The sequence below is a fragment of the Allobosea sp. Root670 genome (assembly GCF_001429415.1).
Taxonomy (GTDB): domain Bacteria; phylum Pseudomonadota; class Alphaproteobacteria; order Rhizobiales; family Beijerinckiaceae; genus Allobosea; species Allobosea robiniae.
Map to the genome: position 1 here is coordinate 147,558 of NZ_LMJU01000019.1, position 23,785 is coordinate 171,342.

The window sequence follows — 23,785 nt, forward strand, 5'->3', positions numbered from 1 at the left end:
CTTCCTCATCACGATGGGTGACGGGCCTCAGCTCAGCGGCGCGTATTTCACGACGCAGCCATAGGCCTTGGTGCTGGCTTCCGAGACCGGCTTGCCGGCCTTGAGCTCGGCGACGGCCTGGCGGACATAACTCTTGGCGCCTTGGAGGCTCGATGCCGCCGAGGTCGGCTTGTCGTCGATCGCGCCCATATAGGCGAGCGTGCCCTTGGAATCGATGATGTACATATGCGGGGTGGTCTGGGCGCCATAGGCCCGCGCGACCTTGCTGTTCGGGTCGAGCAGGATGCCGGCCGGCGCGGCGTTGCGCTGGACCGTGAGTTCCTTCGCCTTGGCGGCATCGACATGGCCCTGCTCGCCCTGCGGCGAGGAGATCACCGAGAGCCAGACCACGCCCTCCTTGGCCATGTCATTCTGCAGATTCTGCATGGTCGCGCTGTTGTAGTGCTTCCGGACATAGGGGCAGTCATGGTTGGTCCACTCGAGGATCACCGTCTTGCCGGCGAACTCGGACAGATTGCGCGTCTTGCCCTCGACATCGACCGCCTGGAAGGCGGGTGCGGGCGCGCCCACCTTGGCCCCGCCTTGCGCGAAACCGGCGGCCGGGAAGGCGAGGGCCGCGAGGGTGAGGCCGGCGATGAAAGTCTGTCTGGTCAGGCTTTGCATGTCTGTCTCCCTTGTTTGACGTCGAAAACCTATGGCAGTGCTGCCGTCTTCGCGTTGCGACCGGCTGCACGCTCGGCCGCGGCGATCAGCCCGTCCACGGTCAGGAGCTGCGGCAGGATTTCGGCCTGCGCCTCCTTGCGGGCGGGGTAGAACAGATAGAGCGGCACGCCGGCGCGGCCCTGCTCGGCCAGCGCCTTGGCGATGCGGCTGTCGCGATTGGTCCAGTCGGCCTTGAGATAGACGACACCGAGCTTGGCGAAGGCGTCCTTCACCTCCTGCCGCGAGAGCGCGACGCGCTCGTTCGCAATGCAGGTGATGCACCAGGCCGCGGTGAAGTTCACGAAAACCGGCTTGCCCTGCGCCTGCAAGGCCGCGACCCGCTCGGGCGACCAGGCCTCGATATCGCCGGCCCGCGCCTCGGTCGCCGCACCGGGAACGGCATTCTGCACAGTGAACCAGCCGGCGCCGAGCACGACCAGCGCCGCCAGAACCGAGCCGAAGGCACGTCGCGCGAACGATCCGCGTGTCACGCCGATAAGCCAGACGGCGAAACCCGCCGCCAACACCGCGACGAGCGCCGCGAGCACGCCCTGCGGGCCGCTCTGCACCGAGGCGACCCAGATCAGCCAGATCGCGGTCGCAAACATCGGGAAGGCGAAGGCCTGTTTCAGCACCAGCATCCAGCGGCCGGGCTTCGGCAGCAGGCGCAGCAGGCCCGGAGCGAAGGAGAGCGCGACCACCGGCAGGGCGAAGCCGAGCGCCAATGCCACGAAGACGGAAAGAGCCACAACCGGAGCTTGCGTCACCGCATAGCCCATAGCCGCCCCCATGAAGGGCGCCGTACAGGGCGTCGCGACCACCACCGCGAGGACGCCGGTCATGAAGGCGCCGAGGCGCCCACCGCGGCTGGCAAGGCCATCGCCGAGCCCGGTGACGGAGGTGCCGATCTCGAAGGCGCCGAGCAGGTTGAGGCCGATCAGCACCATCACCACCGCCAGCGCGATGACGAGCGGCGGGGACTGGAGCTGGAAACCCCAGCCGACGCTGCTGCCGAGGCTGCCCAGCGCGATCACCGCGCCGGCCAGCACCATGAAGGTGATGAGCACGCCAGCAAGGAAGAGAAGGCCCTGCTCGCGGACCTCCGAACGGCTGCGATGCGCGAGCTGCGCGAAGCCGAGCGCCTTGATGAAGAGCACCGGCAGGACGCAGGGCATCAGGTTGAGGATCAGGCCGCCGGCAAAAGCGAAAGCCAGCGCCGCCCAGAGCGTCAGGTCGGCGCCCTCGGCCGGCATCGGAATCCGCACCACGGCCGGGCGCGCTTCAGGCGCCGCTGCCACACCTGCCGCCATCAGAGCCGGATCGGCATCAGCGAGCAGCGTCACAGCCCGCGGCGTCGCGTCCTCGGTAAAGGTGAGGACGCCGGAGATTTCCGGCTTCGCCAGCTTGAAGGCGGTGGAACGGGTCAACGTCAGCGCAGGCTTGTCGCCGGCCGCGAAAGGCTGCTCGGCCGCATGCTCGATCAGCGTATCGGAAACCGGGAAGAAACGCAGATCGTTGGCGCCTGCCGGCAGACCGGGCAGATCGAGCACGAGCTTGCCGGCATCGTCGCGGAGCTTGCCGCGGAAGGAGGCCGGTTTCGGCAGCGCCGCGATGGCGGCATCGATGCGCGCCTCTGCCGCCTGATCGACTGTGCTTGCGGTGCTGATCGGCAATTCGAGCGAGAAGGAGCCTTCCTCGGGAATGCAGATCTTCTCGCAGACCAGCCAGGTCGCCTCCGCCTTCAGCGCGAAAGTCTCACCGGGCCTGGCATCCGCCGGCACGGTGATCTCGAGCGGCAGCAGGACCGTGCCTTCGAAGCCGAAATTGACGAGAGGCTCGACCCGGATCGCCTTGGGTGTCGGCCACTGGATCTCGCCGGCGGAGGCGCCGGCCGGCAGGTCCCATTTGATCTGGGTCGGCTCGCCGGAATCGCCGGGGTTCAGCCAATAGGTATGCCAGTGCGGCGCGAGCTTCTGGACGAGCGCGAGCTTGAAGCGCTCGCCCGGCGCAACCGCATCGCGGCTCGACAGCAAGGTCGCGGTGACGCGCGGCGAGGTGACGGGAGCGGATTCGGCGGCAACCGCCAGGCCGGGAGCCAGCAGACCCAGCGCCAGCGCTGCTCCGCGCAGGAAACGCTTGCCTAGATATCGCCGCATGATGCCGTCGCCATCCCTGAACATCCCGACCCCATGCCTCATTCCGCCCTCACCTGCCAATGACAAGGCAGTGAGGCGGGGTCGCGGGCATTCTGGGCGATCCGCCTTCGGGAGCAGCGTGCCATGGTGTCGCCGCCCCGGTGACGGGGCGGCGAGGCTGTTCAGATCGCGGCGCCGTCCGTGACGATATCGGCGCCGAGGCCCTGGCGGACAGCGCGCACGATCTCGGCCTCCGCCGCGGCACCGCGCTTGCGCGGGCGGGCCGCGTCGATGCGGTGCTCGGCGATGATCTGGCCGGGGGCGCCCGAGAGGACCACGACGCGGTCGGCGAGATAGGCGGCCTCGTCGATATCATGGGTGACGAAGAGCACGGTCTTGCCGGTGCGCTGCCAGACGCGGATCAGTTCGTCCTGCAGGTTTTCGCGCGTCAGGGCATCCAGCGCCGAGAAGGGCTCGTCCATCAGCAAGATTTCCGGCTCGACGGCGAGCGCGCGGGCCAGCGAGACGCGCTGGCGCTGGCCGCCCGAGAGCTGATGCGGCCAGCGCTGAGCGAGTGGTGCGAGACCGACGAGGTCGAGCATCGCCGCCGCCTTGGCGAGGCGCTCGGCACGGGGCGCACGGCCTTCGAGCCCGAAGCCGACATTGGAGACGACCTTGCGCCAGGGCAGCAGCCGCGAATCCTGAAAGACCAGCGCGACCGGCCGGCGCGCCTTGTCTTTGGCGTTGATGACGACCTCGCCGCCGCTCGGCTTGGCGAGGCCGGCGATGACGCGCAGCAAGGTCGACTTGCCGACGCCGGAGGGGCCGACGATGGCCAAAAACTCGCCGCGCCCGACATTGAGGTCGAGCTTGCGCAGGACTTCGGTGTCCTCGCCGTCGCGCCTGAAGGTCAGCGACAGGCCTTTGATTTCGATCACGCTTTCCAACGCAGCACCCATTTCTGGAAGGCGACGAAACCGGTGTCGAGCAGGCCGTAGAGCGCCGCCATCGTCAGCATGTAGACCACGACGATATCGGTCGCGAGGAGGCTCGACGCCTGCATCATGCGCTGGCCGACACCGGCGACACCGAATATCTCGGCCGCGACCACCGCCATCCAGGCCTGGCCGAGCGCCGTCCTGATGCCGACGAGGATGCCCGGCAAGGCAGCCGGCAAGAGGATCTTGAACAGGCGCTGCCAGGGGGAGCGGAAGCCGAAGGCATCGGCGACCTCGATGAGATCGCGGTCGACGCCGCGGATCGCGCCCTGCGCCGCGAAGAAGACGATCCAGAACACGCCGATCGCGATGATGAAGACCGCTGCGCCCGGCGTGACGCCAAACCAGATGATGGCGAAGGGCACCCAGGCGAGGCCGGGAATCGGGCGTAGGACCCGGACGACCCAGGCCGTCGCCTCCTCGGCGATCCGGGACATACCGACAGCCACGCCGAATGCGATGCCGAGACCGGCGCCGACGAACAATCCGACGAAGTAGTGCCAGAGCGAACCCAGTATGGCCGAGAGCCAGGCACCAGAGGAGAGCTCCCGCATGAAGGCCTTCGGCAGGGCGCTCGGCCCCGGCAGGAAGGCCGGATTCACCCATCCGAAGAAGGGCATCGCCTCCCAGAGCAGGAGGAAGGCGACGAGGCCCAGAAGGGCGAGGGCCGGAGCCCGTAGCGCAGTCACGATCTCAGCCGCCCGCCTTGACCGCACGCTCGTAGTACTGGGTCTCGAACAGCCCGTCGAAGGGGAGTTCCTTCTCCAGCGAGCCGAGCTTGACCTGGTAGGCCTGCATGGCGCGGGCGGGCTCGATGATCTTGCGCGGGTCGATCTCGAAGCGGCTCGCCGGCGAAACCAGCGCCTTCTGGATCAGCTCAGGATCGACGATGCCCTTACCAAGCGCCGCGCCGACATGGGGCGCGGCCTTGGTCGGATCGGCCTTGATCAGCGCGGCCGCCTTGACGAGGCCGGAGACGAGGTTCTGCACGGCCTGCGGATTCTTGGTGGCGAAGGCGCCGGAGACGGCAACGACCGTGCCTGGCTGGCCCGGGAAGACCTCCTCGCCGCCGGCAATCAGCTTGATCTGCGGGTTGCGGGTCTGGAGGATCGTTAGCGCCGGCTCGCGGACCGAGCCGCCATCGACCGCGGCGGCCAGGATCGCCTGCTGGGTCGCGTCGATGCCCATCGGCACGATCTCGACATCGGCCTTGTCGACCTTCGCAACCTCCCAGAGCCAGTATTGCAGCGTCGTGTTCGGCACCGAGCCCGCCGGCTGGGTCGCGAGGCGTGCAGCCTTGCCGGTGGCAGCGCGGAAGGCCTTGAAGGCCGCGGCGGCGTTCGTGCCGGCCGTGAAGAACTTGGTGAGCGCGGGCGCGCTGACGACGACGTTCTCGCCGACCGCTGTCGAGGCGACGACGCGGATATCGACGCCGCGCGAGCGTGCAACGGCGAGCGGCGCGACGCCGGCGACATAGACGTCGATCGTGCCCGACGCGAGCGCCTGGATCATGTTCGGGCCGGATTCGAAGACGGTGACCGCGACGTCGATGCCGCCCTGCTTGAGCCAGCCCTCGCCATTGGCGACGAAGAACGGCGCCGTACCGACAACGGGGATATAGCCGGCGCGCGCGACGACGCTCTGGGCACGGGCCGAGCCGGCGAAGGGCATGGCCGCCGCGAGGCTCGACCCGGCGATGAGGAACTGGCGGCGATCCATCGTTCAAATCCTTCTCGAAAACAGGCCCGAACGAGCCCCCATTGACAGATTGAGAAAAGGATTTTCTATCTGGATGCAATAGATCAGCTAGAAAAAGATATTTCATCTCTTTCTTGCGAAATCTGCGAAACGAATTTCTCCAGATAGCGAGCTTGAGAGAATGGACGCCATAGACCGCAAGATCCTCACCGTGCTCCAGGCGGACGCGAATATCTCGATCGCGGAGCTTGCCGACCGCGTCGGGCTCTCGCAGACCCCGTGCTGGAAGCGCATTCAGAAGCTCGAACAGGCCGGGGTGATCCTGAAGCGCGTGGCCCTGGTGGCGCCCGAGAAGATCGGGCTCGGCCTCACCGTCTTCGTCCAGATCGAGACGGCGGACCATTCCGGCCCGTGGCTGGACAAGTTCGCCCAGATGGTCGCGGCGATGCCGGAGGTGATGGAGTTCTACCGGATGGCGGGCGATGTCGATTACATGCTGCGCGTCGTCGTCGCCGACATGGCCGCCTATGACGGCTTCTACAAGAAGTTGATCGAGACGATCCCGCTCAAGAACGTGACCTCGCGCTTCGCGATGGAGCGGATCAAGGCGACGACAGCCTACAAGGTGCCCGATCTGCCCCGCACCTGAGGAAGACCGGATAACGCGCGGCGCATGACAGCGCGGCGCGGCTGGTGCTACGTAACGGACAGTTCGCCATTCGCGCTGCCCGAGGAGCCGTTTTGTCCGCTTCCCGCTCCGTTCTCCTGATCATCGGCGGCGGCATCGCCGCCTACAAGATGCTGGAGGTCATCCGCCGATTGAAGGATCGCGGCATCGCCTCGCGCTGCATCGTGACCAAGGCCGGCGAGCAATTCGTCACGCCGCTCACCGTGTCCTCGTTGGCCGGCGAGCGCTGCTTCACCGACATGTTCTCGCTGACGGACGAGGCCGATATCGGCCATATCCAGCTCTCGCGCTCGACCGACCTCGTCGTCGTTGCGCCCGCGACGGCCGACCTGATCGCCAAGATGGCGAACGGGCTCGCCGACGACCTCGCCTCGACGGCGCTGCTCGCCACCGACAAGCGTGTGCTGATCGCGCCGGCGATGAACCCGCGCATGTGGCAGCACCCGGCGACGCGGCGGAACATGGCGCAGCTCGAAAAGGACGGCATTCTGGTCGTCGGCCCGAATGTCGGGGCGATGGCCGAGCGCGGCGAGAGCGGGCCGGGTCGCATGGCCGAGCCGCCGGAAATCCTCGCTGCGATCGAGCTGGCGCTCTTCGGCGAGAAGCCCAATGCGCAGCGCGCCATCGGCTTCCTCGGCCGGCTGCCAGGCGGCGAACATGCGACCGGCGCGCTCGCCGGGCGGCATGTGCTGATCACCTCCGGGCCGACGCATGAGCCGATCGACCCGGTGCGCTACATCGCCAACCGTTCCTCCGGGAAGCAGGGCCATGCCATCGCTGCCGCGGCAGCCGCGGCCGGCGCGCGGGTCACGCTGATCAGCGGGCCGGTCAGCTTGCCCGATCCGGCGGGGGTCGAGACCATCCATGTCGAATCGGCCCGCGAGATGCTCAACGCCGTCGAGACGGCGCTGCCGGCCGATATCGCGATCTTCGCGGCGGCTGTCGCCGACTGGCGCGTGGCGGACGCCGCCTCCGACAAGCTGAAGAAGGACGGCAAGGCGTTGCCGCCGCTGTCGCTGGTCGAGAACCCCGACATCCTCGCCACGGTCGCGCATCGCAGGAGCGGGCGCCCGCCGCTGGTCGTCGGTTTTGCCGCCGAGACGCAGAACGTGATCGACTATGCCCGCGCCAAGCTCGCCAGGAAGGGCTGCGACCTGATCGTCGCCAATGATGTCGGCGGCACCGGCGTGATGGGCGGCGACGCCAATACCGTGCATCTCGTCACCGCATCCGGCGTCGAGACCTGGCCGACTCTGCCGAAGGGAGAGGTCGCTACGCGGCTGATCGACCATATCGCCGGGCTCGCGCCGGCCCGGCAGGCGGAGTGACGATGGTCACTGTCCTGCTGCAGCGGCTACCGCATGGCGCCGACCTGCCCTTGCCCGCCTATGAGACGGCAGGCGCGGCGGGGCTCGATCTGCGCGCCGCCATCGGCGAGCCCGTCATGCTTGCGCCCGGTGCGCGGACGCTCGTGCCGACGGGGCTCGCGATGCAACTGCCTGTGGGTTTCGAAGGGCAGGTGCGGCCGCGCTCGGGGCTGGCTCTGCGCCACGGCGTCACTGTCCTCAACGCGCCCGGCACGGTCGACAGCGACTATCGCGGCGAGGTCTCGGTCGTGCTGATCAACCATGGCAGCGAGGATTTCACGGTCACGCGCGGCGATCGCATCGCCCAGCTCGTCATCGCTCCGGTCAGCCATGCCCGGCTTTCGGAAGTCGAGACGCTCGATGAGACCGCGCGCGGCGCCGGCGGCTACGGCTCGACCGGCATCAGCGGCGGCGCGAACGCGGGAGGCCGCCCGTGATCCTGCTCTCGCGCCGCAGCCTGCTCGCCATCGCCGCCGTGGTCGATATCGCCTTGCATGCAAGGCCGCAGCCGGTTGCGGCCAAGCTGCTCGCGGCCCGGCATGCGCTGCCGCCCCGCCATCTCGAAACCCTGCTGCAGACGCTGGTGCGCGTCGGCATCCTCAAGGGCGTGCGCGGCCCGCGCGGCGGCTACGAGCTCGCCCGCGAGCGACGCAAGATCACGGCCGGCGACATCGCCCGGGCCGCGATGCAGGAAGCCATCGAGGAAGGGCTCGGGCCGGAGCCGCAATCGCGATTGGTCGACGAGGTCATCGGGCCGGAGGTGGAGCAGGCCTCGGCCGCCTTCCTGGCCGCACTGGACACGGTCACGGTCGAAGAACTGTGCCAGCGTGCGCAGGCGAAGGCCGTCTTCGGCGAGCCCGGCAAGAAATCTGATTTCACAATTTAATCATGTTATTTATTTCTTTAATCGACAGATTTTGTGAATTGATCTAGCGTCGGATCGAACGTTCTCTCGTCCAGAGGAGTCATGTCATGGCCGAAGCACAGAAATCGACGAAGGCGCCCGGACGCGGACGCATCTACAACTCGATCACCGACACGATCGGCGATACGCCGCTGGTCAGGCTCAACCGCTTGCCGGCCGAGCGTGGTGTCAAGGCGACGATCCTGGCCAAGCTCGAGTTCTTCAACCCGATATCGAGCGTGAAGGACCGCATCGGCGTCAACATGATCGATGCGCTGGAGGCCTCCGGCGCGCTCAAGCCCGGCGGCACGCTGATCGAGCCGACCTCCGGCAATACCGGCATCGCGCTCGCCTTCGTCGCCGCGGCGCGCGGCTATCGCCTGATCCTGGTCATGCCGGAGACGATGTCGCTGGAGCGGCGCAAGATGCTGCTCCTGCTCGGCGCCGAGCTCGTCCTGACGCCCGGTCCCGGCGGCATGCGCGGCGCCATCGCCAAGGCCGAGGAGCTCAGGAACGAGATCCCGGGCGCGATCATCCCGCAGCAGTTCGAGAACCCGCACAACCCCGAAATCCACCGCAAGACCACCGCCGAGGAGATCTGGAACGACACCGATGGCGGCGTCGACATCATCGTCTCCGGCGTCGGCACCGGCGGCACCATCACCGGCGTCGGCCAGGTGCTGAAGCCGCGCAAGCCCGGCCTCAGGATGGTCGCGGTCGAGCCGGAGGATTCGCCCGTCCTGTCGGGCGGCCAGGCCGGCCCGCACAAGATCCAGGGCCTCGGCGCCGGCTTCGTGCCGGGCATCCTCGACCGGGGGATCATCGACGAGGTCGTCACCGTCGGCAACCAGACCGCCTTCGAGACGGCCCGCGCGCTCGCCAAGAGCGAGGGCATCCCGGCCGGCATCTCGTCCGGTGCAGCCGTCGCTGCGGCGCTCGAAATCGGCGCCAAGCCGGAGAATGCCGGCAAGACCATCGTGGTGATCATCCCCTCCTTCGCCGAGCGCTACATCTCCAGCGCCCTTTTCGAGGGTCTGTGACTGCAACAACCATCCAGATCGTCCGGCTGGCGGAGAGCCTGCCGGACGATTTCGAGGCCCTGCGTCAGGAAGCAAGCGCGGAAAGCTACCGCTTCGTCGAGGGGCTGCGCGAGGAATGGCTCGCCGGCCATTATGATGGCGGAGACGAGCGTTTCGTCACCTTCGCGGCCTTCCACGAAAGCGAACTCGCCGGCATCGGCGCGCTGACGCCCGACCCTTACGATCCCGCGCCCGATCTGCTGCGCGTCCGGCATGTCTATGTCCGGCCGTTGCACCGCGGCGCCGGCATCGGGCGCGTGCTGGCCGGGGCTCTGATCCAGCAGGGACTGGACCTCGCGCCGCGGCTTTCGCTGCGCGCCGCCGATCCGCGCGCGAACGCCTTCTGGGAGGCGAACGGCTTCAAGCCGGATACGAGCGGAACACGCCGCTCGCATCTGCTGACGCGCTAGGCGCTCTTCAGCGCACCAGAACCAGCCGGTTGTTCCAGGGGTCGGTGACCGTCGGCACGCCGTCGGCCTCGCTGCCCCCGGCCGCGAGGATATGCTGCCGCATCGCCGCGAAATCGGTCTCATCGCGCGCGACCAGCTCGAAGCGATCGAGCCCTGCCTCGCCCGGCTGGCGCGGACCGGCACCGCGGCTGCCCCAGATATTGCCGGCGATATGATGGTGATAGCCGCCGCTGGCGAGGAAGCTCGCGCCGGGATAATGCACCATCAGGTCGAAGCCGAGCAGGTCGCGATAGAAGGCTTCCGCCGCAGCCGTGTCGCCGACGCGCAGATGGATATGGCCCATCCCGGTACCCTCCGGCATGCCGGCATAGGCCGCCTCGTCGGCCTCGCTCAGCAGCTTGTCGAGATCGAGCCGCTCGGTCGCCATGGCGATACCGCCATCGGGCTTGCGCGGCCAATCCTCACGCTTGCGGTCGCGATAGATCTCGATACCGTTGCCCTCGGGATCGGACAGATAGAGCGCCTCGCTGACGAGATGGTCGGAGGCGCCTTCGAGCGGGATGCGCGTGACCGCGGCATGCTTCAGCCAGTTGGCGAGATCGCGCCGCGACGGCAGCAGGATGGCGAGATGGAACAGGCCGGCGGCCGAGGTCGGCCGGGCCGCGCCCGCCACCAGCCTCACGAGCACCTGCCCGCCGACGCCGAGATCGGCGCTCGTCGCATCCTGGCGGATCAGGCCGAGGCCGATCGCGTCGCGGTAATAGGCTGTGAGAGCCGGGAGATCGCGGACCCGCAGCGTCACCGCACCGATGAAGACCGGCGCCTTGTGCGCTTCGAGGGTGGTGGCGGAGGCCGTCCGCTCGATCGTTGCGACCATGGGAAAATCCTTTCGCGGCGGCCATGCCGGCCGCATCCTTAAAATGGCGCTTCTCCCGCGCCTTGTCGCCCACCCGGCCGGCAAGGCCGTGATTGCAAGGCTGCAATGAGCTTCGTGCTCAGCCGGGGCGCGGCCGGTCGATGGCGAAATGGCGGAACCAGCCTTCCTCGCGCCCCTCGACCAGCGCGCCTATCAGGCGCGAGGCCAGGAAACTGAAGGTGATGCCGTTCCCGCCATAGCCATAGGCGGCGAGCAGGCGCGGATGGCCCGGCACGCGCCCGATCAACGGCAATCCGTCCTCGGTCTGGCCGAAGGCTCCCGACCAGGCCTGGTCGAGATCGAGGCTGGCCTGCGGAACGAGAGCGTGCAGCCGCGCCTGCAGCGCCTTCGCCTTCTCCGGGCCGAGGGCTTCCCGCCGGTCGGGATCGTCGAAATCCTCGTCCTCGCCGCCGAAGACGATGCGGCCGTCGGTGGTCGTGCGGCAGTAGCAGTAATCCTCCGATGCCTCCCAGACGAGCGCCGGGCCGGGCCAGAGCGCCTGCGGCGCTTGCGGCACCGTCGCGATCGCCCAGCTCGACGCGACGCGGTGCAGGTCGTCGCTGACGATATCGGGCATGACATAGCCGGTGGCGAGCACGATCCGGTCGGCCTCGACGACCCGCCCACTGGCGAGGGAGACCGCCGCCGAACGACCGGCGCCATCGAAGCCCACCGCCTCGTCACGGATGAGCCTCGCCCCGCGCCGCACGGCTGTCGCGAGGAGTCCGTGGCAGAGACTGAGCGGATCGGCCTCGGCCGAGCCCGGCGAGACGATGGCCGCCGCCCGGTCGAAGCCGAAGGCCGCGCGCAAAGCGGCGTGCTCGAGGAAGCTGCCCGGAAGGCCGGCCCGCTCGCGTGCCGTCATCTCATCCAGCAATTCGCGCGGACCGCTCTCGCCTGCTGCGAGGTAGACGGTCTGGCGGGGCGCGAAGCCACAGGGCAGCGCGAGTTCGCCGACCAGATTGCGCAAGCCGTCGACCGCCTGAAAACTCAAGCGATAGACCTCTGCGGCAGCGGCAAAGCCGTAGAACGCCGCGAGTTCGGACAATCTGAGATCGATCTCCCATTGCAGCATCGCGGTCGAGGCCGCCGTGCTGCCAAAACCTTCGCGCTCGCGGTCGATCAGGACGACATCGCGGCCCATCGCCGTGAGGTGCTCGGCGGCCAGCGCGCCCGTGATGCCGCTGCCGATGATCGCGACATCGCAGCGCGTATCCGCTTCAAGCTCTCGTCCCACGGGGCGTTGCAGAAGCGGGCGCCAGGGCCCCGTGCCGGTGCGCAGATCATCCTGGCGCGTGGTCTGGGGATCGAGCATCACTCCGCCCTTGCCGGGCCGACCCGGTCGGCCATCGTGGCGCCGCGCTGGCCGAGCGGCTTCGGCCGACCCGTGGTGGTGTCATGCTCCGTTTGGTGTTCGAGCTCGGCATTGAGCTCGGCCCCCGCCAGCACGATCGTCGCCGAGAGCCAGAGCCAGGTCATGAACACGACGACGGTCGCAAGCGAGCCATAGGCCGCCGTGTAATTGCCGAGCGTCGAGACATACCAGGAGAACAGGTAGGAGGCTGCGCCCCAGAACAGGGCCGCGGCGATGGCCCCGGGCATGACCCAGATGAAGCGCATGCGCTCGCGGCTCGGGCCGATCCAGTAGAGAACCGCGATCGAGAGCGTCGCCATGACGAAGAAGGACGGCCAGCGGACGAGCCGGATCAGCCGTTCGAGCTCGGAGTGGAAGGGGAAGAGCGCGGTCACCAGCGGCAGGCTGGCGATGGCGATCAGGGCAGCCGTGAGCAGGACGACGCCGCTGACCGTGGTGAACAGCGAGATCGCGTTGAGCTTGAGGAAGCTGCGCTTCTCGGCCTCGCGATAGATGATGTTCAACGCATCGAAGAGCGCCTTCACCGCGGCATTGGCCGACCAGGTCGCGACGCCCAGACTGACATAGAAGGTCAGCGACAGACCGAAGCCGGACTGGGTCGAAAGCCGCATCGCCTGCTCGTGGATCAGTTCGCGCGCGGCCTGCGGGAACATCGTCGTGACCGTGTCGAGCTGCTCGGCGATGGTCGCGGGGTCGGTGAAATAGCGGTAGATCGTGACCAGCAGCGACAAGGCCGGCACGAGCGAGAGCAGGGTGAAGAAGGCGACCGCGCCCGCAAGCGACGAGAGGCGGTTCTCGGCGACATTGCCGATGAAGCGCAGGAGCACGTCCTTCCAGCCGAGCCAGGTCATCTGCAGCGGCGTCTTCGCCAGCCGGCCGCGCACCGCTTCCTCCCGACGGCGCCCGAGCTTGTCGGCCAGCACGCCCGACAGATAGCCGAGCGCGACCCCGATCCCGGCCGCGCCCGTGATCCGTTTGAGGAAAGCCATGTCGGGATTCACGCTCCGCCAGTGTTGCCATCGCAGCTTGAGGGCAACCGGCCGCGTCCGCAATCGTTCCGGCAACAGGCCGGTCAAGGGGCGGCTTAGCCGATTGTTAACCTTAATGCTTCGTTATGACGGGGCGCGGTCGCGAGCGGCCGACGCTGTTCCATCCAGCGGAAAGCCCGATGACGAAGCTCTTCAGAACCGGCCTGACGGCCCTCGCGATCCTGCTGTCGGGCGCGGCCGGAGCGGCTGACCTGAGCAAGGTCGCGCTGCCGCCGGCCCCGGACCTGCCGGCGCTCTATTCCTGGACCGGGTTCTATGCGGGTCTCCAGAGTGGCTATGCCTGGGGCGACAGCCGCGTGCGGATGAGTGCGCCCGGAGGGGCCTTCGCACCTGTCAGCTTCCGCGTCGGCGCGGATTCTGCCTTCGGCGGCGCCCATGCCGGCTTCAATTACCAGCTCGGCGGGATCGTGCTCGGCGTCGAGGGCGATGTCGAAGCGCTGAACAACCGCAGCCGGCTCGACGGAATCGGCCTCTCCGCCCGCGTCAGCCAGGACTGGCAGGGCTCGGCCCGCGCGCGTCTCGGTCTCGCCTTCGACCGCTGGATGGTCTACGGCACCGGCGGTGTCTCTTTCACCGAATACGAGCGGCGCATCTTCGCGCCCGGCGCAGGCTTCGGCGAGCGGCTGACCAGCGCCCGCACCGGCTGGAATGTCGGCGCCGGCGTCAATTTCGCCTTCACCGACCATCTGATCCTCGGCGCCGAATACCGCTACACCGATTTCGGCCGGAACCGCTTCGCCAGCTCCGGCGCCTTCCCGGGCCTGAGCGGATCGCAGGAACTGTCGAGCCACAGCGCCCGCGCCAGCGTCGCCTACAAGTTCTGAGGCCTGCTCAGAACCCCGTGCGCTGACGGATGGCGGCGGCGAGCGTGCCGTCGTCGAGATAGTCGAGCTCGCCGCCGACGGGCACGCCATGGGCGAGCCTGGTCACCTTCACCGGCAGATGCGCCAGGAGATCGGTGATGAAATGCGCCGTGGTCTGGCCGTCGACCGTGGCGCTGAGCGCGAGGATGAGCTCCTTCACCGCCGGATCGGAGGCGCGCTCCACCAGCGCGTCGAGCGAGAGATGCTCGGGCCGGACGCCGTCAAGCGCCGAAAGCACGCCGCCCAGCACATGATAGCGGCCGGACACCGCGCCCGAGCGTTCCAGCGCCCAAAGATCGGAGATATCGGCGACGACGACGATCAGCCCATCGTCCCGGCGCGGATCGGTACAGAGGCCGCAAGGGTCGCTGGTATCGACATTGCCGCAGCGGGCGCAGACGACGATGCGTTCGCGCGCCACCGCCATCGCCTCGGAGAGCGGGCCGAGCAGTTGCTCGCGCTTCTTGACGAGATGCAGCGCTGCGCGCCTTGCCGAGCGCGGCCCGAGCCCCGGCAGCTTGGCCAGGAGCTGGATCAGCCTTTCGATCTCGGGACCGGCAATGGCGCGGGACATCGATGTCTCTGAATTGAGTGAAACGTCATCCCGGGCGACCGAAGGGAGACCCGGGATCCATGCCTGAACCGTTCCGGAATGGATCCCGGGCCTTCGCTTCGCTACGCCCGGGATGACCCGTGAGGATTGGGGTTCAAAACAGCTTCATGCCGGGCGGGATCGGCAGGCCCTTGGTGACCTCGGCCATCCGCTCCTGCATGACGCGTTCGCCGCGGGTGCGGGCGTCGTTGGCCGCGGCGACGATCAGATCCTCGAGGATCTCGCGCTCGTCCGGCACCATCAGGCTCGGATCGATCTTCACGCCCTTGAGCGCGCCCTTGGCCGTCATCGTGACCGTGACCATGCCGCCGCCGGCAGCGCCCTCGACCTCGATCAAGTCGAGCTCGGCCTGCATGTCGGCCATCTTCTGCTGCATCTGCTGTGCCTGCTTCATCAGGCCCATCATGTCGCGCATCGGAAATCCTCCTCGAAAGCGTCAGAAATCGATACCGTCGAAATCCGGTTCGGAATCGTCGAACAGCGGCTCGGCATCGGGCAGGTATTCGTCCTCGGACGGCGTCGCGGCCGCCATTTCGGCGGCGGCGATGGCACGGGGATCGCGGACATCGACGATACGCGCACCGGGGAAGCGCTCCAGCACCGCCTTGACCGACGGATGGGCCGCCGCGTCGTTCTCGCGCTGGTCCTTCGCGGCTGCGGCCTGCTCGCGCATGGTGGCCCCGCCCTCGCCATTGACGACGGCGACCATCCAGGTCTGGCCGGTCCATTCCTTGAGGCGGCGCGACAGGTCCTGCGCGAGGGTGCGCGAGGCGCCCTCAGCCAGCGAGAATTCGATGCGGCCGGGCTCGAAGCGCACGGGCCGGATATCGCGCTCCAGCGCGATCTTGAGGGTGATGTCGCGATGCTGCGAGGCGAGCGCAACGACATCCTCCAGCGTGGCGACGATCGCCATCGGTGCGGCGACAGCACGCGCGACCGGCGCAGGCGCGGGATTGGCGCTGGCGAGGATCGGGCGGGCGGCGAGCGCGGTGTTGCCGCCGCCGGAGGGCGGACGGGACATGCCGCCGCCATTACCGTTGCCGGCGGGAACGGAGCCCATGCCGTCGCGCAGCATCTTGAGCGCCTCGTCCGGCGTCGGCAGGTCGGCGGCGTGCGCGAGGCGGACGAGGACCATCTCGGCCGCCATCACCGGCCGGTCGGCCTGCTTCACCTCGGCCAAGCCCTTGAGCAGCATCTGCCATGTCCGGGCGAGGATCCGGACCGAGAGGCGCTGGGCGAAATCGCCGCCACGCACGCGCTCGGCCTGGGCGAGGCTGTTATCCTTCACCGCCTCGGGCACGAGCTTCAGGCGCGTCACGAGATGGGTGAATTCGGCGAGGTCGTTCAGTACCACGACCGGATCGGCGCCGGCATCGTATTGCGCCCGCAATTCGCCGAGCGCCGCGGCGATATCGCCCTTCATCACGGCCTCGAAGAGATCGATGACGCGGGCCCTGTCGGCGAGGCCGAGCATGGAACGGATATCGTCGAGCGTGATCCGGCCGGCCGCATGCGCGATCGCCTGGTCGAGGATTGAGAGCGAGTCGCGCACCGAGCCCTCGGCGGCGCGGGCGATCGCCGCGAGCGCCTCCTGCTCGGCATCGACGCTCTCGGCCCGGCAGATACTCGCGAGATGATCGACCAGCATATCGGCTTCGACACGGCGCAGGTCGAAGCGCTGGCAGCGCGAGAGCACCGTGATCGGCACCTTGCGGATCTCCGTCGTCGCGAAGATGAACTTCGCATGCGGCGGCGGCTCCTCCAGCGTCTTCAGGAAGGCGTTGAAGGCGCCGGTCGAGAGCATATGCACCTCGTCGACGATATAGACCTTGTAGCGCGCCGAAACCGGCGCATAGCGCACGGCGTCGTTGATCTGGCGGATGTTGTCGACGCTGTTGTTGGAGGCGGCGTCGATCTCCATCACGTCGATATGGCGCCCCTCGATGATCTCGCGGCAGTGGATGCCGAAATCGCGGAGATCGGTGGTCGGGGCGCCCTGCCCGTCGGGCGTCTGGAAGTTGAGCGCGCGCGCCAGGATGCGGGCGGTCGTGGTCTTGCCGACGCCGCGCACACCGGTCAGCATCCAAGCCTGCGGGATGCGGCCGGCCGCGAAGGCGTTGGTCAGCGTGCGCACCATCGCTTCCTGGCCGATCAGGTCGCCGAAATGCGCCGGGCGGTATTTTCGCGCGAGCACGCGATAGGGTGCGGCGGCTTGCGGCGCAGGCACCGGATCGAACCCGGCGAATCCCGGTTCGTCAGCAGAGGCGGCGTCGATCGGATCGGTCATGGAAACTGGTTTCGCCAATCGGGAGGCGAGGGTCAATGGCGCAGCGCCGGTCCCGCGCTTCGGTCCGGCGCTTTCATACGCGCATAAGGTGGGAGGCTGGACGAAGACCCGTTCGGTCTCGTTAGGGCTGCTTCCTTCCGGACCTGACCCGGTTGGCGAGTGAGACGTCCCTCGCCAACCTCCCGCCCGCTATATCGGGGATGTCTTCGAGAATCGCAAGCCGGCATCGCAGCGGCGCGAAGCTTCGTCGCAGTCGACGCCAAGCTTGCCAGTTTGGCGTTGACTTGGTGTCGTCCATCCGTCATAAGCCCGCCACCTGCGCAGCCGAAAGGCGGCGCCGACCCTTATCGCATGACAGGCTCGGTTGGCCATGCTTTCCCCGGAAAGCCGCGGCCGTCGTGCTCATAAAGGCCCCGGAGACGGACCGTGAAAAGAACCTATCAACCCAGCAAGCTGGTTCGCAAGCGCCGCCACGGCTATCGCGCCCGCATGGCGACCAAGGGTGGCCGCAAGGTCATCGCCGCTCGCCGCGCTCACGGCCGCAAGCGCCTGTCGGCCTGACGAGCCCTGGCGCGTGACGACAGCGCGCCGGTTCGGGAAGACGGGCCAATCGCCATGCGCCTCGCCCGCCTGACACAACGCAAAGAATTCCTGGCGGCGGCCGAACACGGCCGCCGCTTTCGTTCGTCCGCCTTCATGGCCCAGGTGCGCGACGCCGCGCCCGATGAGCCCCGCAAGGACGGCGGACCCGTGGCCTTGAGGCTCGGCCTGACCGCCTCGCGCAAGACCGGCAATGCCGTGAAGCGCAACCGCATCCGCCGGCGCCTGCGCGAAGCCGCCAAACAGGCGCTTGCCAGCCAGACCGAACGCCCCTGCGACATCGTGATCGTCGCGCGCTCCGACGTGCTGACCGCGCGATTTAAGACGCTCGTCGCCGATCTTTCGATTGCCATCGACCGGGCAAAGCCTCACAAGCCGCGTGAAGCAACCTTTGCCGACAGGCGCCGCCCGCTTCCCAAGCGCGGGGCGCCTTCGCAAGCCTGACCCCGCCGCGCTCCTGCCGGACCAAGCGAGATCTGTTTCCGACCATGATGAAAGAAGACAACCGCAATCTGCTTCTCGCGATCGTCATGTCCGTGGTCGTGCTGCTCGGCTGGCAGTTCTTCTACGGCGTGCCGCAGATGGAAAAGCAGAAGCAGATCGCGCAGCAGACCCAGCAGGCCCAGAGCCAGCAGGCGCCAGCGACCGGCTCCACTCCGGCCCCTTCCACGCCCGGCCAGCCCGCTGGCTCGGCCGCGCCCGGCACCGCTGCCCCGCAGCAGATCGGCACCCGCGAGCAGGCGCTGGCGGCAGGCCCGCGCGTCAAGATCGATACGCCCAAGATCGCCGGCTCGCTCTCGCTGACCGGCGCACGCATCGACGACGTCTCGCTCAAGGCCTATCACGAGACCGTCGACCCGAAGAGCGCGAACATCGTGCTGCTCTCGCCGCTCGGCGGCCCGGACGCCTATTATTCCGATTTCGGCTGGGTCGCGCCCCCCGGGACGACGGTGGCGCTTCCGAACGCCACGACGGTCTGGACCGCCGACAACCAGGTGCTGAATTCGGCCAAGCCGGTGACGCTGAGCTGGGACAATGGCCAGGGCCTGACCTTCAAGCGCATCATCAGCGTCGACGACAACGCCATGTTCACGATCCGCGACGAGGTCGAGAACAAGGGCAGCGCCGCCGTGACCCTGTTCCCGTACGGCCAGATCGTCCGCCACGGCAAGCCGCATACGCTCGGCTACTACGTCCTGCATGAGGGCCTCGTCGGCTATCTCGGCGAGCAGGGCCTGCAGGAATACACCTACGACAAGCTCGACAAGGAACCGCTGCTCTCGCCGGGCACGACAGGCAAGACCTGGAAGGATGCGGTCGGCGGCTTCGTCGGGATCACCGACAAATACTGGGCCGCCGCGGTCGTCCCCGACCAGCAGCGCAAGTACGAAGGCCGCTATTCCTCGGTCCAGACCAGCACCGGCCATACCTACCAGGCCGATTTCCTCGGCGAGAGCGTCGCGGTCGCGCCGGGTGCCACCGCCTCCTCCAACGCCCGGCTCTTCGCCGGCGCCAAGGAGGTCGCGGCGATCAACGGCTATGAGGAAAGCCAGCAGATCAAGCGCTTCGACCTGCTGATCGACTGGGGCTGGTTCTATTTCTTCACCAAGCCGCTCTTCTTCGTGCTCGACTGGATCTACAAGCATGTCGGCAATTTCGGCGTCGCGATCCTGATCGTCACGGTGCTGCTCAAGGGCCTGTTCTTCCCGCTCGCCAACAAATCCTACGCCTCGATGGCGAAGATGAAGGCGCTCCAGCCGGAAATGACGGCGATCCGCGAGCGCTATGCCGACGACAAGATGAAGCAGCAGCAGGCTCTGATGGAGCTGTACAAGACGCAGAAGATCAACCCGGTCGCCGGCTGCTGGCCGGTGCTGCTGCAGATCCCGGTGTTCTTCGCGCTCTACAAGATCCTGTTCATCACCATCGAGATGCGGCACGCGCCGTTCTTCGGCTGGATCCACGATCTCGCCGCGCCGGACCCGACGAACCTGTTCAACCTGTTCGGGCTCTTGCCCTTCACCCCGCCGGCCATGCTGCATCTCGGCCTGTGGCCGATCATCATGGGCATCACGATGTTCATCCAGATGAAGATGAACCCGGAGCCGCCGGACCCGGTGCAGAAGATGATGTTCACCTGGATGCCGGTGTTCTTCACCTTCCTGCTCGGCTCGTTCCCGGCCGGCCTGGTGATCTACTGGAGCTGGAACAACCTGCTCTCGGTGACCCAGCAGGGCTTCATCATGCGAAAGAACGGGGTGAAGATCGAGCTGTTCGACAACCTCAAGGGCATGTTCGGCAAGAAGAAGCCGGCGACTGCCGGCGGCGCGCCCAGCCCCGCCAATACCAACAAGAAGTGAGAGATCGAAGGGCGGGGTTTCCCGCCCTTCGCTTTTGAAGGCCATCGCCCCGATGCCATTGCCCGATCCGAGCACGCGCCATCCGATCCCCGGCTGGAAGGGCACGGCCTTCCTGAAGGCGGTGGTCGACCATCCGCTGATCGCGGTCGGCGACTACAGCTACTATGACGACTCGCGCGGGCCGGAGCATTTCGTCGCCCGCTGCGTGCGCTACCATTTCGACTTCATCGGCGACCGCCTGGTCATCGGGAAATTCGTCGCGATCGCGCAGGCGGCACAGTTCATCATGAATGGTGCCAACCATCCGCTCAGTGGCTTCTCGACCTTTCCCTTCCAGATGTTCGGCCTCGGCGATCCCGAGAGCCTGAAGCGGCCCGGCCCGAACAACCGCGGCGACATGGTGATCGGCAACGATGTCTGGATCGGGCGCGAGGCGGTGATCATGCCGGGCGTGACGATCGGCGACGGTGCGATCATCGGCACGCGGGCGCAGGTGACCAAGGACGTGCCACCCTATGCGGTCGTCGCCGGCAATCCCGGCCGCGTCGTGAAGATGCGCTTTCCGCCCGAGATCGTGACCGAGCTGCTGGCGATCCGCTGGTGGGACTGGGACGCCGACAAGATCGCGCGCCATATCGACGCGATCCAGGGCGCCGATATCGACGCGCTGCGCCGGGCCGTGTAGGCAGGGAAACATGACGACATCGACGACCAAGCCCTATGACGCCGAGGAGATCGAGGCCGCCCGCAAGCTCTTCGAGGGCCCGTGGGATTTCGTCTGGGCCTCGACCAAGATCGACGACCTGCCGCCGATGGTCGGCCAGGAGATCGCCTTCGCCGGGCGCTCCAATGTCGGCAAGTCGAGCCTGATCAACGCGCTGACGCGGCGCAACGCGCTGGCGCGGACCTCGCATACGCCCGGCCGGACGCAGCAACTCAACTTCTTCCGGCAGGTCGAGCACGAGGAGCCCGTCGGGGCGGGATCTCAAGGCAGCAAGCGCTCGCGCGAAAAGCCGGTTCCGGTTTATTCGCTCCATGCGCCGACCATCGTCGACATGCCCGGCTACGGCTATGCCGCCGTCGGCAAGGAGAAGGTCGCGGCCTGGACCCGGCTGATCCACGATTACCTGCGCGGCCGCGCCAACCTGATGCGCGTCTATGTGCTGATCGATGCCCGCCACGGCATCAAGGATGTCGATGGTGCCGTGCTGGAGACGCTCGACAAGGCCGCCGTGTCCTACCAGGTCGTGCTGACCAAGGGCGACGCCCTGAAGCCAGCCGACCAGACCTTCATGACCGAAGCCACGTTCGACGAGATCAAGCGCCGCCCGGCCGCCTTCCCCGAGGTGCTGCTGACCTCCAGCGAGACGGGCGCCGGCATGCCGGAATTCCGCGCTGCGATCGGGCGCGTGCTGGCGGAGCGCGGCTGAGCGCGATGACCGCGACGCGCCTTCATCTGGCCCTTGCCGCCTTGATGGGTTTCGCCGGCGTCGCGTTGCTGGCGGCCGCGGCTCATGTCGCCATCGATCCCGGCCATGTCCAGACGGCCGGGCAGATGCTGCTGTTTCATGCCTCGGTGATCATCGGTGCCACCGCGGCGCGCAAGGGCGGGCATCTCCATGACCTGCTGGCGCGGATCGCACTCTCGGCGATCATGGTCGGCGCAGCCCTGTTCGCGGCCGATCTCGCCCGGCGCGGTTTTGGCGGCGAAGCGCTGTTTCCGCGCGCGGCGCCGACGGGCGGCTGGTTCATGCTCGCTGGCTGGCTCGGGCTTGCGGTCGCTGCCGTGACGGCGAAGCGCAGCTGAACGGCGTCAGCGTTCTTCCGCCCCGGTCGATCTTGAGCTAGAAGCGCCCCGCATCTGTCCTTGCGGCCGCGCGGAGCCTGCCCGAATGACCGACCATCCCCATCTGACGCCGTCGCAATCCGCCGAATTGCTGGTCCAGGCCCTGCCGCATATGCAGCGCTACGACCAAGAGATCATCGTCATCAAGTATGGCGGCAACGCCATGGGCGACGCAGCCACCGCCGAGGATTTCGCCGAGGACATCGTGCTGCTCGAGCAGTCCGGCCTGAAGCCGGTGGTCTGCCATGGCGGCGGCCCGCAGATCGCGGCGATGCTGAAGAAGCTCGGCATCCAGTCCGAGTTCAAGCAGGGCCTGCGCGTTACCGACGAAGCGACCGTCGAGGTCGTCGAGATGGTGCTGGCCGGCTCGGTCAACAAGGAGATCGTCGGCTACATCACCCGCGAGGGCGGGCGCGCCATCGGGCTCTGCGGCAAGGATGGCAACATGGTCACCGCCCGCAAGGTGACCCGCACCGTCGTCGACCCCGATTCCAAGATCGAGGAAATCCTCGACCTCGGCTTCGTCGGCGAGCCCGAGAAGGTCAACACCACCGTGCTCGACGCGGTGCTGAAGGCTGAATTGATCCCGGTGCTGGCGCCGGTCTGCGCCGCCGCCGACGGCCAGACCTACAACGTCAATGCCGACACCTTCGCCGGCGCCATTGCGGGGGCGCTCAACGCCAAGCGCCTGCTGCTGCTCACCGACGTGCCGGGCGTGCTGAACAAGGACAAGCAGCTCATCCCCGAGCTCACGGTCGAGGAATGCCGCCACCTGATCGCGGATGGCACGATCTCGGGCGGCATGATCCCGAAGATCGAGACCTGCATCTACGCGCTGGAAAAGGGTGTGGAAGCCGTCGTCATCCTCGACGGCAAGGTGCCGCACGCGGCGCTGATCGAGCTTTTCACCGATACCGGCGCCGGCACGATCATCCGGCGTTGATCACCCCGTCATTGCGAGGAGCGAAGCGACGAAGCAATCCAGGCGACGTAGAGCGCTGCCGCCCCTGGATCGCTTCGCTGCGCTCGCAATGACGGCAGAGCGTTGCCCTTTGCGGATTAAGCCCCCGCCAAGCACTTGCGGCGCAGACTCCGGCTCGCCACATCACGGAGTCCAATGACAATTCTTGCCGATACCCCTGCCGCGACCCCGCCCCTGACGGCGGAAGGCTTCGCCCATGTCGATCACTGGATCTTCGATCTCGACAACACGCTCTATTCGCATGAGAGCCGCGTCTGGCCGCAGGTCAACGAGCGCATCACGCTGTTCCTGCAGGACCTTTTCGGGCTCGACGGCCTGTCCTCGCACGCGCTGCGGCAGTATTATTACCATCGCTACGGCACGACCCTGAAGGGGCTGATGGAAGAGCATCAGATCGACCCCGACCGGTTCCTCGATTTCGCCCATGATATCGACCTGACGCTGCTCGAGCCGGACCCGGCCCTCGGGGCCGCGCTCGCGGCGCTGCCGGGCCGCAAGCTGATCCTGACCAACGGTTCCGTCGGCCACGCAAAGAATGTCGCCGGAAAGCTCGGCATCCTCGACCAGTTCGAGGATATCTTCGACATCGTCCATGCCGGATTCCTGCCGAAGCCCGAGCGCGCGACCTATGAGAATTTTCTCGCCAAGCACTCCGTCGATCCCGGCCGCGCGGCGATGTTCGAGGATATCGAGAAGAACCTGATCGTGCCGAGCGCATTGGGCATGAAGACCGTGCTGATCATCCCCAAGACGCCCGATCCATTCCGGGAAGCCTGGGAGCAGGCCGCCATCGATGCCGGACATGTCCACCATGTCACGGCCGATCTCACCGGCTTCCTCAGGCCGCTCGGACGCCTCGGCGACGGACAGGGCTGAGCGAGAGGCATTTCCTCCGGCTCAGGTTCCTTCCAAA

Annotated in this window: 26 protein-coding genes and 1 other RNA gene; 15 read left to right on the forward strand and 12 right to left on the reverse strand. The window is 67.4% G+C overall.

Annotated features, from left to right (window positions below):
• Positions 1–27 precede the first annotated feature (27 nt).
• From ASE61_RS23110 to ASE61_RS23130, 5 genes are all read right to left on the reverse strand, one after another.
• Positions 28–663 (reverse strand): thioredoxin family protein, encoded by a 636-nt coding sequence (locus ASE61_RS23110; protein ID WP_061970973.1) that lies wholly within the window; start codon positions 661–663, stop codon positions 28–30.
• A 29-nt stretch (positions 664–692) separates the two neighbouring features.
• Positions 693–2,858: a protein-disulfide reductase DsbD family protein gene (locus ASE61_RS23115; RefSeq protein WP_082617689.1), complete on the reverse strand. Its 2,166-nt coding sequence runs from the start codon at positions 2,856–2,858 to the stop codon at positions 693–695.
• 161 nt (positions 2,859–3,019) lie between these two features.
• Positions 3,020–3,796: an ABC transporter ATP-binding protein gene (locus ASE61_RS23120; protein WP_061970976.1), complete on the reverse strand. Its 777-nt coding sequence runs from the start codon at positions 3,794–3,796 to the stop codon at positions 3,020–3,022.
• On the reverse strand, positions 3,772–4,455 hold the full coding sequence (locus tag ASE61_RS23125) for an ABC transporter permease (RefSeq protein ID WP_413813551.1): 684 nt from the start codon (positions 4,453–4,455) through the stop codon (positions 3,772–3,774). Before ASE61_RS23125 ends, ASE61_RS23120 begins: the two co-directional genes overlap by 25 nt.
• A 73-nt stretch (positions 4,456–4,528) precedes the next feature.
• The gene (locus ASE61_RS23130) at positions 4,529–5,554 is read right to left on the reverse strand and encodes an ABC transporter substrate-binding protein (RefSeq protein WP_061970978.1); all 1,026 of its coding nucleotides are present in this window, start codon (positions 5,552–5,554) and stop codon (positions 4,529–4,531) included.
• A gap of 160 nt (positions 5,555–5,714) precedes the next feature.
• Here ASE61_RS23130 and ASE61_RS23135 point away from each other — a divergent pair, with 160 nt between their 5' ends.
• The 6 genes from ASE61_RS23135 (at position 5,715) to ASE61_RS23160 (ending at position 9,981) form a co-directional block, all read left to right on the forward strand.
• Positions 5,715–6,182: an Lrp/AsnC family transcriptional regulator gene (locus ASE61_RS23135; protein ID WP_061970980.1), complete on the forward strand. Its 468-nt coding sequence runs from the start codon at positions 5,715–5,717 to the stop codon at positions 6,180–6,182.
• Between the two features lie 92 nt (positions 6,183–6,274).
• Positions 6,275–7,549: a phosphopantothenoylcysteine decarboxylase gene (locus tag ASE61_RS23140; protein WP_082617671.1), complete on the forward strand. Its 1,275-nt coding sequence runs from the start codon at positions 6,275–6,277 to the stop codon at positions 7,547–7,549.
• A 2-nt stretch (positions 7,550–7,551) separates the two neighbouring features.
• Positions 7,552–8,025 (forward strand): dUTP diphosphatase, encoded by a 474-nt coding sequence (gene dut / locus ASE61_RS23145; RefSeq protein WP_061970981.1) that lies wholly within the window; start codon positions 7,552–7,554, stop codon positions 8,023–8,025.
• Positions 8,022–8,474, forward strand: a complete 453-nt coding sequence (locus tag ASE61_RS23150; RefSeq protein WP_061970983.1) for an RrF2 family transcriptional regulator — start codon at positions 8,022–8,024, stop codon at positions 8,472–8,474. The genes dut and ASE61_RS23150 overlap by 4 nt, the downstream gene beginning before the upstream one ends.
• Before the next feature lie 86 nt (positions 8,475–8,560).
• Positions 8,561–9,532, forward strand: coding sequence for a cysteine synthase A (gene cysK, locus ASE61_RS23155; RefSeq protein WP_061970985.1), 972 nt, complete (start codon positions 8,561–8,563; stop codon positions 9,530–9,532).
• The gene (locus ASE61_RS23160) at positions 9,529–9,981 is read left to right on the forward strand and encodes a GNAT family N-acetyltransferase (protein WP_082617672.1); all 453 of its coding nucleotides are present in this window, start codon (positions 9,529–9,531) and stop codon (positions 9,979–9,981) included. The genes cysK and ASE61_RS23160 overlap by 4 nt, the downstream gene beginning before the upstream one ends.
• A gap of 7 nt (positions 9,982–9,988) precedes the next feature.
• On the opposite strand, the gene ASE61_RS23165 is transcribed toward ASE61_RS23160, so the two are convergent.
• The 3 genes from ASE61_RS23165 to ASE61_RS23175 form a co-directional block, all read right to left on the reverse strand.
• Positions 9,989–10,858, reverse strand: a complete 870-nt coding sequence (locus ASE61_RS23165) for a VOC family protein (RefSeq protein ID WP_061970986.1) — start codon at positions 10,856–10,858, stop codon at positions 9,989–9,991.
• Positions 10,859–10,976: 118 nt separating this feature from the next.
• Positions 10,977–12,212: an NAD(P)/FAD-dependent oxidoreductase gene (locus ASE61_RS23170; RefSeq protein WP_061970988.1), complete on the reverse strand. Its 1,236-nt coding sequence runs from the start codon at positions 12,210–12,212 to the stop codon at positions 10,977–10,979.
• Entirely contained in the window at positions 12,212–13,261 is a 1,050-nt protein-coding gene (locus ASE61_RS23175) for a YihY/virulence factor BrkB family protein (RefSeq protein WP_061970989.1), read from the reverse strand. Before ASE61_RS23175 ends, ASE61_RS23170 begins: the two co-directional genes overlap by 1 nt.
• Positions 13,262–13,440: 179 nt before the next feature.
• Here ASE61_RS23175 and ASE61_RS23180 point away from each other — a divergent pair, with 179 nt between their 5' ends.
• Positions 13,441–14,145: an outer membrane protein gene (locus ASE61_RS23180; protein ID WP_061970991.1), complete on the forward strand. Its 705-nt coding sequence runs from the start codon at positions 13,441–13,443 to the stop codon at positions 14,143–14,145.
• Between the two features lie 7 nt (positions 14,146–14,152).
• Here the strand turns inward: ASE61_RS23180 and recR are convergent, their stop codons facing one another.
• The 4 genes from recR to ffs form a co-directional block, all read right to left on the reverse strand.
• Positions 14,153–14,758 carry a recombination mediator RecR gene (gene recR / locus ASE61_RS23185; RefSeq protein ID WP_061970993.1) on the reverse strand — a complete coding sequence of 202 codons (606 nt, stop codon included), beginning with the start codon at positions 14,756–14,758 and terminating at the stop codon, positions 14,153–14,155.
• Positions 14,759–14,891: 133 nt separating this feature from the next.
• Complete coding sequence (locus ASE61_RS23190) at positions 14,892–15,212, reverse strand: YbaB/EbfC family nucleoid-associated protein (RefSeq protein WP_061970995.1); 321 nt, start codon at positions 15,210–15,212, stop codon at positions 14,892–14,894.
• Positions 15,213–15,233: 21 nt separating this feature from the next.
• Positions 15,234–17,084 (reverse strand): DNA polymerase III subunit gamma/tau, encoded by a 1,851-nt coding sequence (locus tag ASE61_RS23195; protein WP_061970996.1) that lies wholly within the window; start codon positions 17,082–17,084, stop codon positions 15,234–15,236.
• A gap of 86 nt (positions 17,085–17,170) precedes the next feature.
• An RNA gene (gene ffs / locus ASE61_RS23200) (signal recognition particle sRNA small type) lies at positions 17,171–17,269 on the reverse strand.
• Positions 17,270–17,510: 241 nt separating this feature from the next.
• On the opposite strand from ffs, the gene rpmH reads away from it, so the two are divergent.
• The 8 genes from rpmH (at position 17,511) to ASE61_RS23240 (ending at position 23,748) form a co-directional block, all read left to right on the forward strand.
• Positions 17,511–17,645, forward strand: a complete 135-nt coding sequence (rpmH, locus tag ASE61_RS23205) for a 50S ribosomal protein L34 (RefSeq protein ID WP_038364779.1) — start codon at positions 17,511–17,513, stop codon at positions 17,643–17,645.
• A gap of 54 nt (positions 17,646–17,699) precedes the next feature.
• Positions 17,700–18,128 carry a ribonuclease P protein component gene (gene rnpA, locus ASE61_RS23210; protein WP_061970998.1) on the forward strand — a complete coding sequence of 143 codons (429 nt, stop codon included), beginning with the start codon at positions 17,700–17,702 and terminating at the stop codon, positions 18,126–18,128.
• A 47-nt stretch (positions 18,129–18,175) separates the two neighbouring features.
• Positions 18,176–20,044: a membrane protein insertase YidC gene (gene yidC, locus ASE61_RS23215; protein ID WP_061971181.1), complete on the forward strand. Its 1,869-nt coding sequence runs from the start codon at positions 18,176–18,178 to the stop codon at positions 20,042–20,044.
• Between the two features lie 52 nt (positions 20,045–20,096).
• The gene (locus ASE61_RS23220) at positions 20,097–20,729 is read left to right on the forward strand and encodes a CatB-related O-acetyltransferase (RefSeq protein WP_061971184.1); all 633 of its coding nucleotides are present in this window, start codon (positions 20,097–20,099) and stop codon (positions 20,727–20,729) included.
• 10 nt (positions 20,730–20,739) lie between these two features.
• Positions 20,740–21,474, forward strand: coding sequence for a GTP-binding protein (locus ASE61_RS23225; protein ID WP_061971000.1), 735 nt, complete (start codon positions 20,740–20,742; stop codon positions 21,472–21,474).
• A 5-nt stretch (positions 21,475–21,479) separates the two neighbouring features.
• Positions 21,480–21,851 (forward strand): DUF423 domain-containing protein, encoded by a 372-nt coding sequence (locus tag ASE61_RS23230; RefSeq protein WP_061971002.1) that lies wholly within the window; start codon positions 21,480–21,482, stop codon positions 21,849–21,851.
• A gap of 85 nt (positions 21,852–21,936) precedes the next feature.
• Positions 21,937–22,833 (forward strand): acetylglutamate kinase, encoded by an 897-nt coding sequence (gene argB / locus ASE61_RS23235; RefSeq protein WP_061971004.1) that lies wholly within the window; start codon positions 21,937–21,939, stop codon positions 22,831–22,833.
• Positions 22,834–23,007: 174 nt separating this feature from the next.
• Entirely contained in the window at positions 23,008–23,748 is a 741-nt protein-coding gene (locus ASE61_RS23240; protein WP_061971006.1) for a pyrimidine 5'-nucleotidase, read from the forward strand.
• The last annotated feature ends 37 nt before the right edge of the window (positions 23,749–23,785 follow it).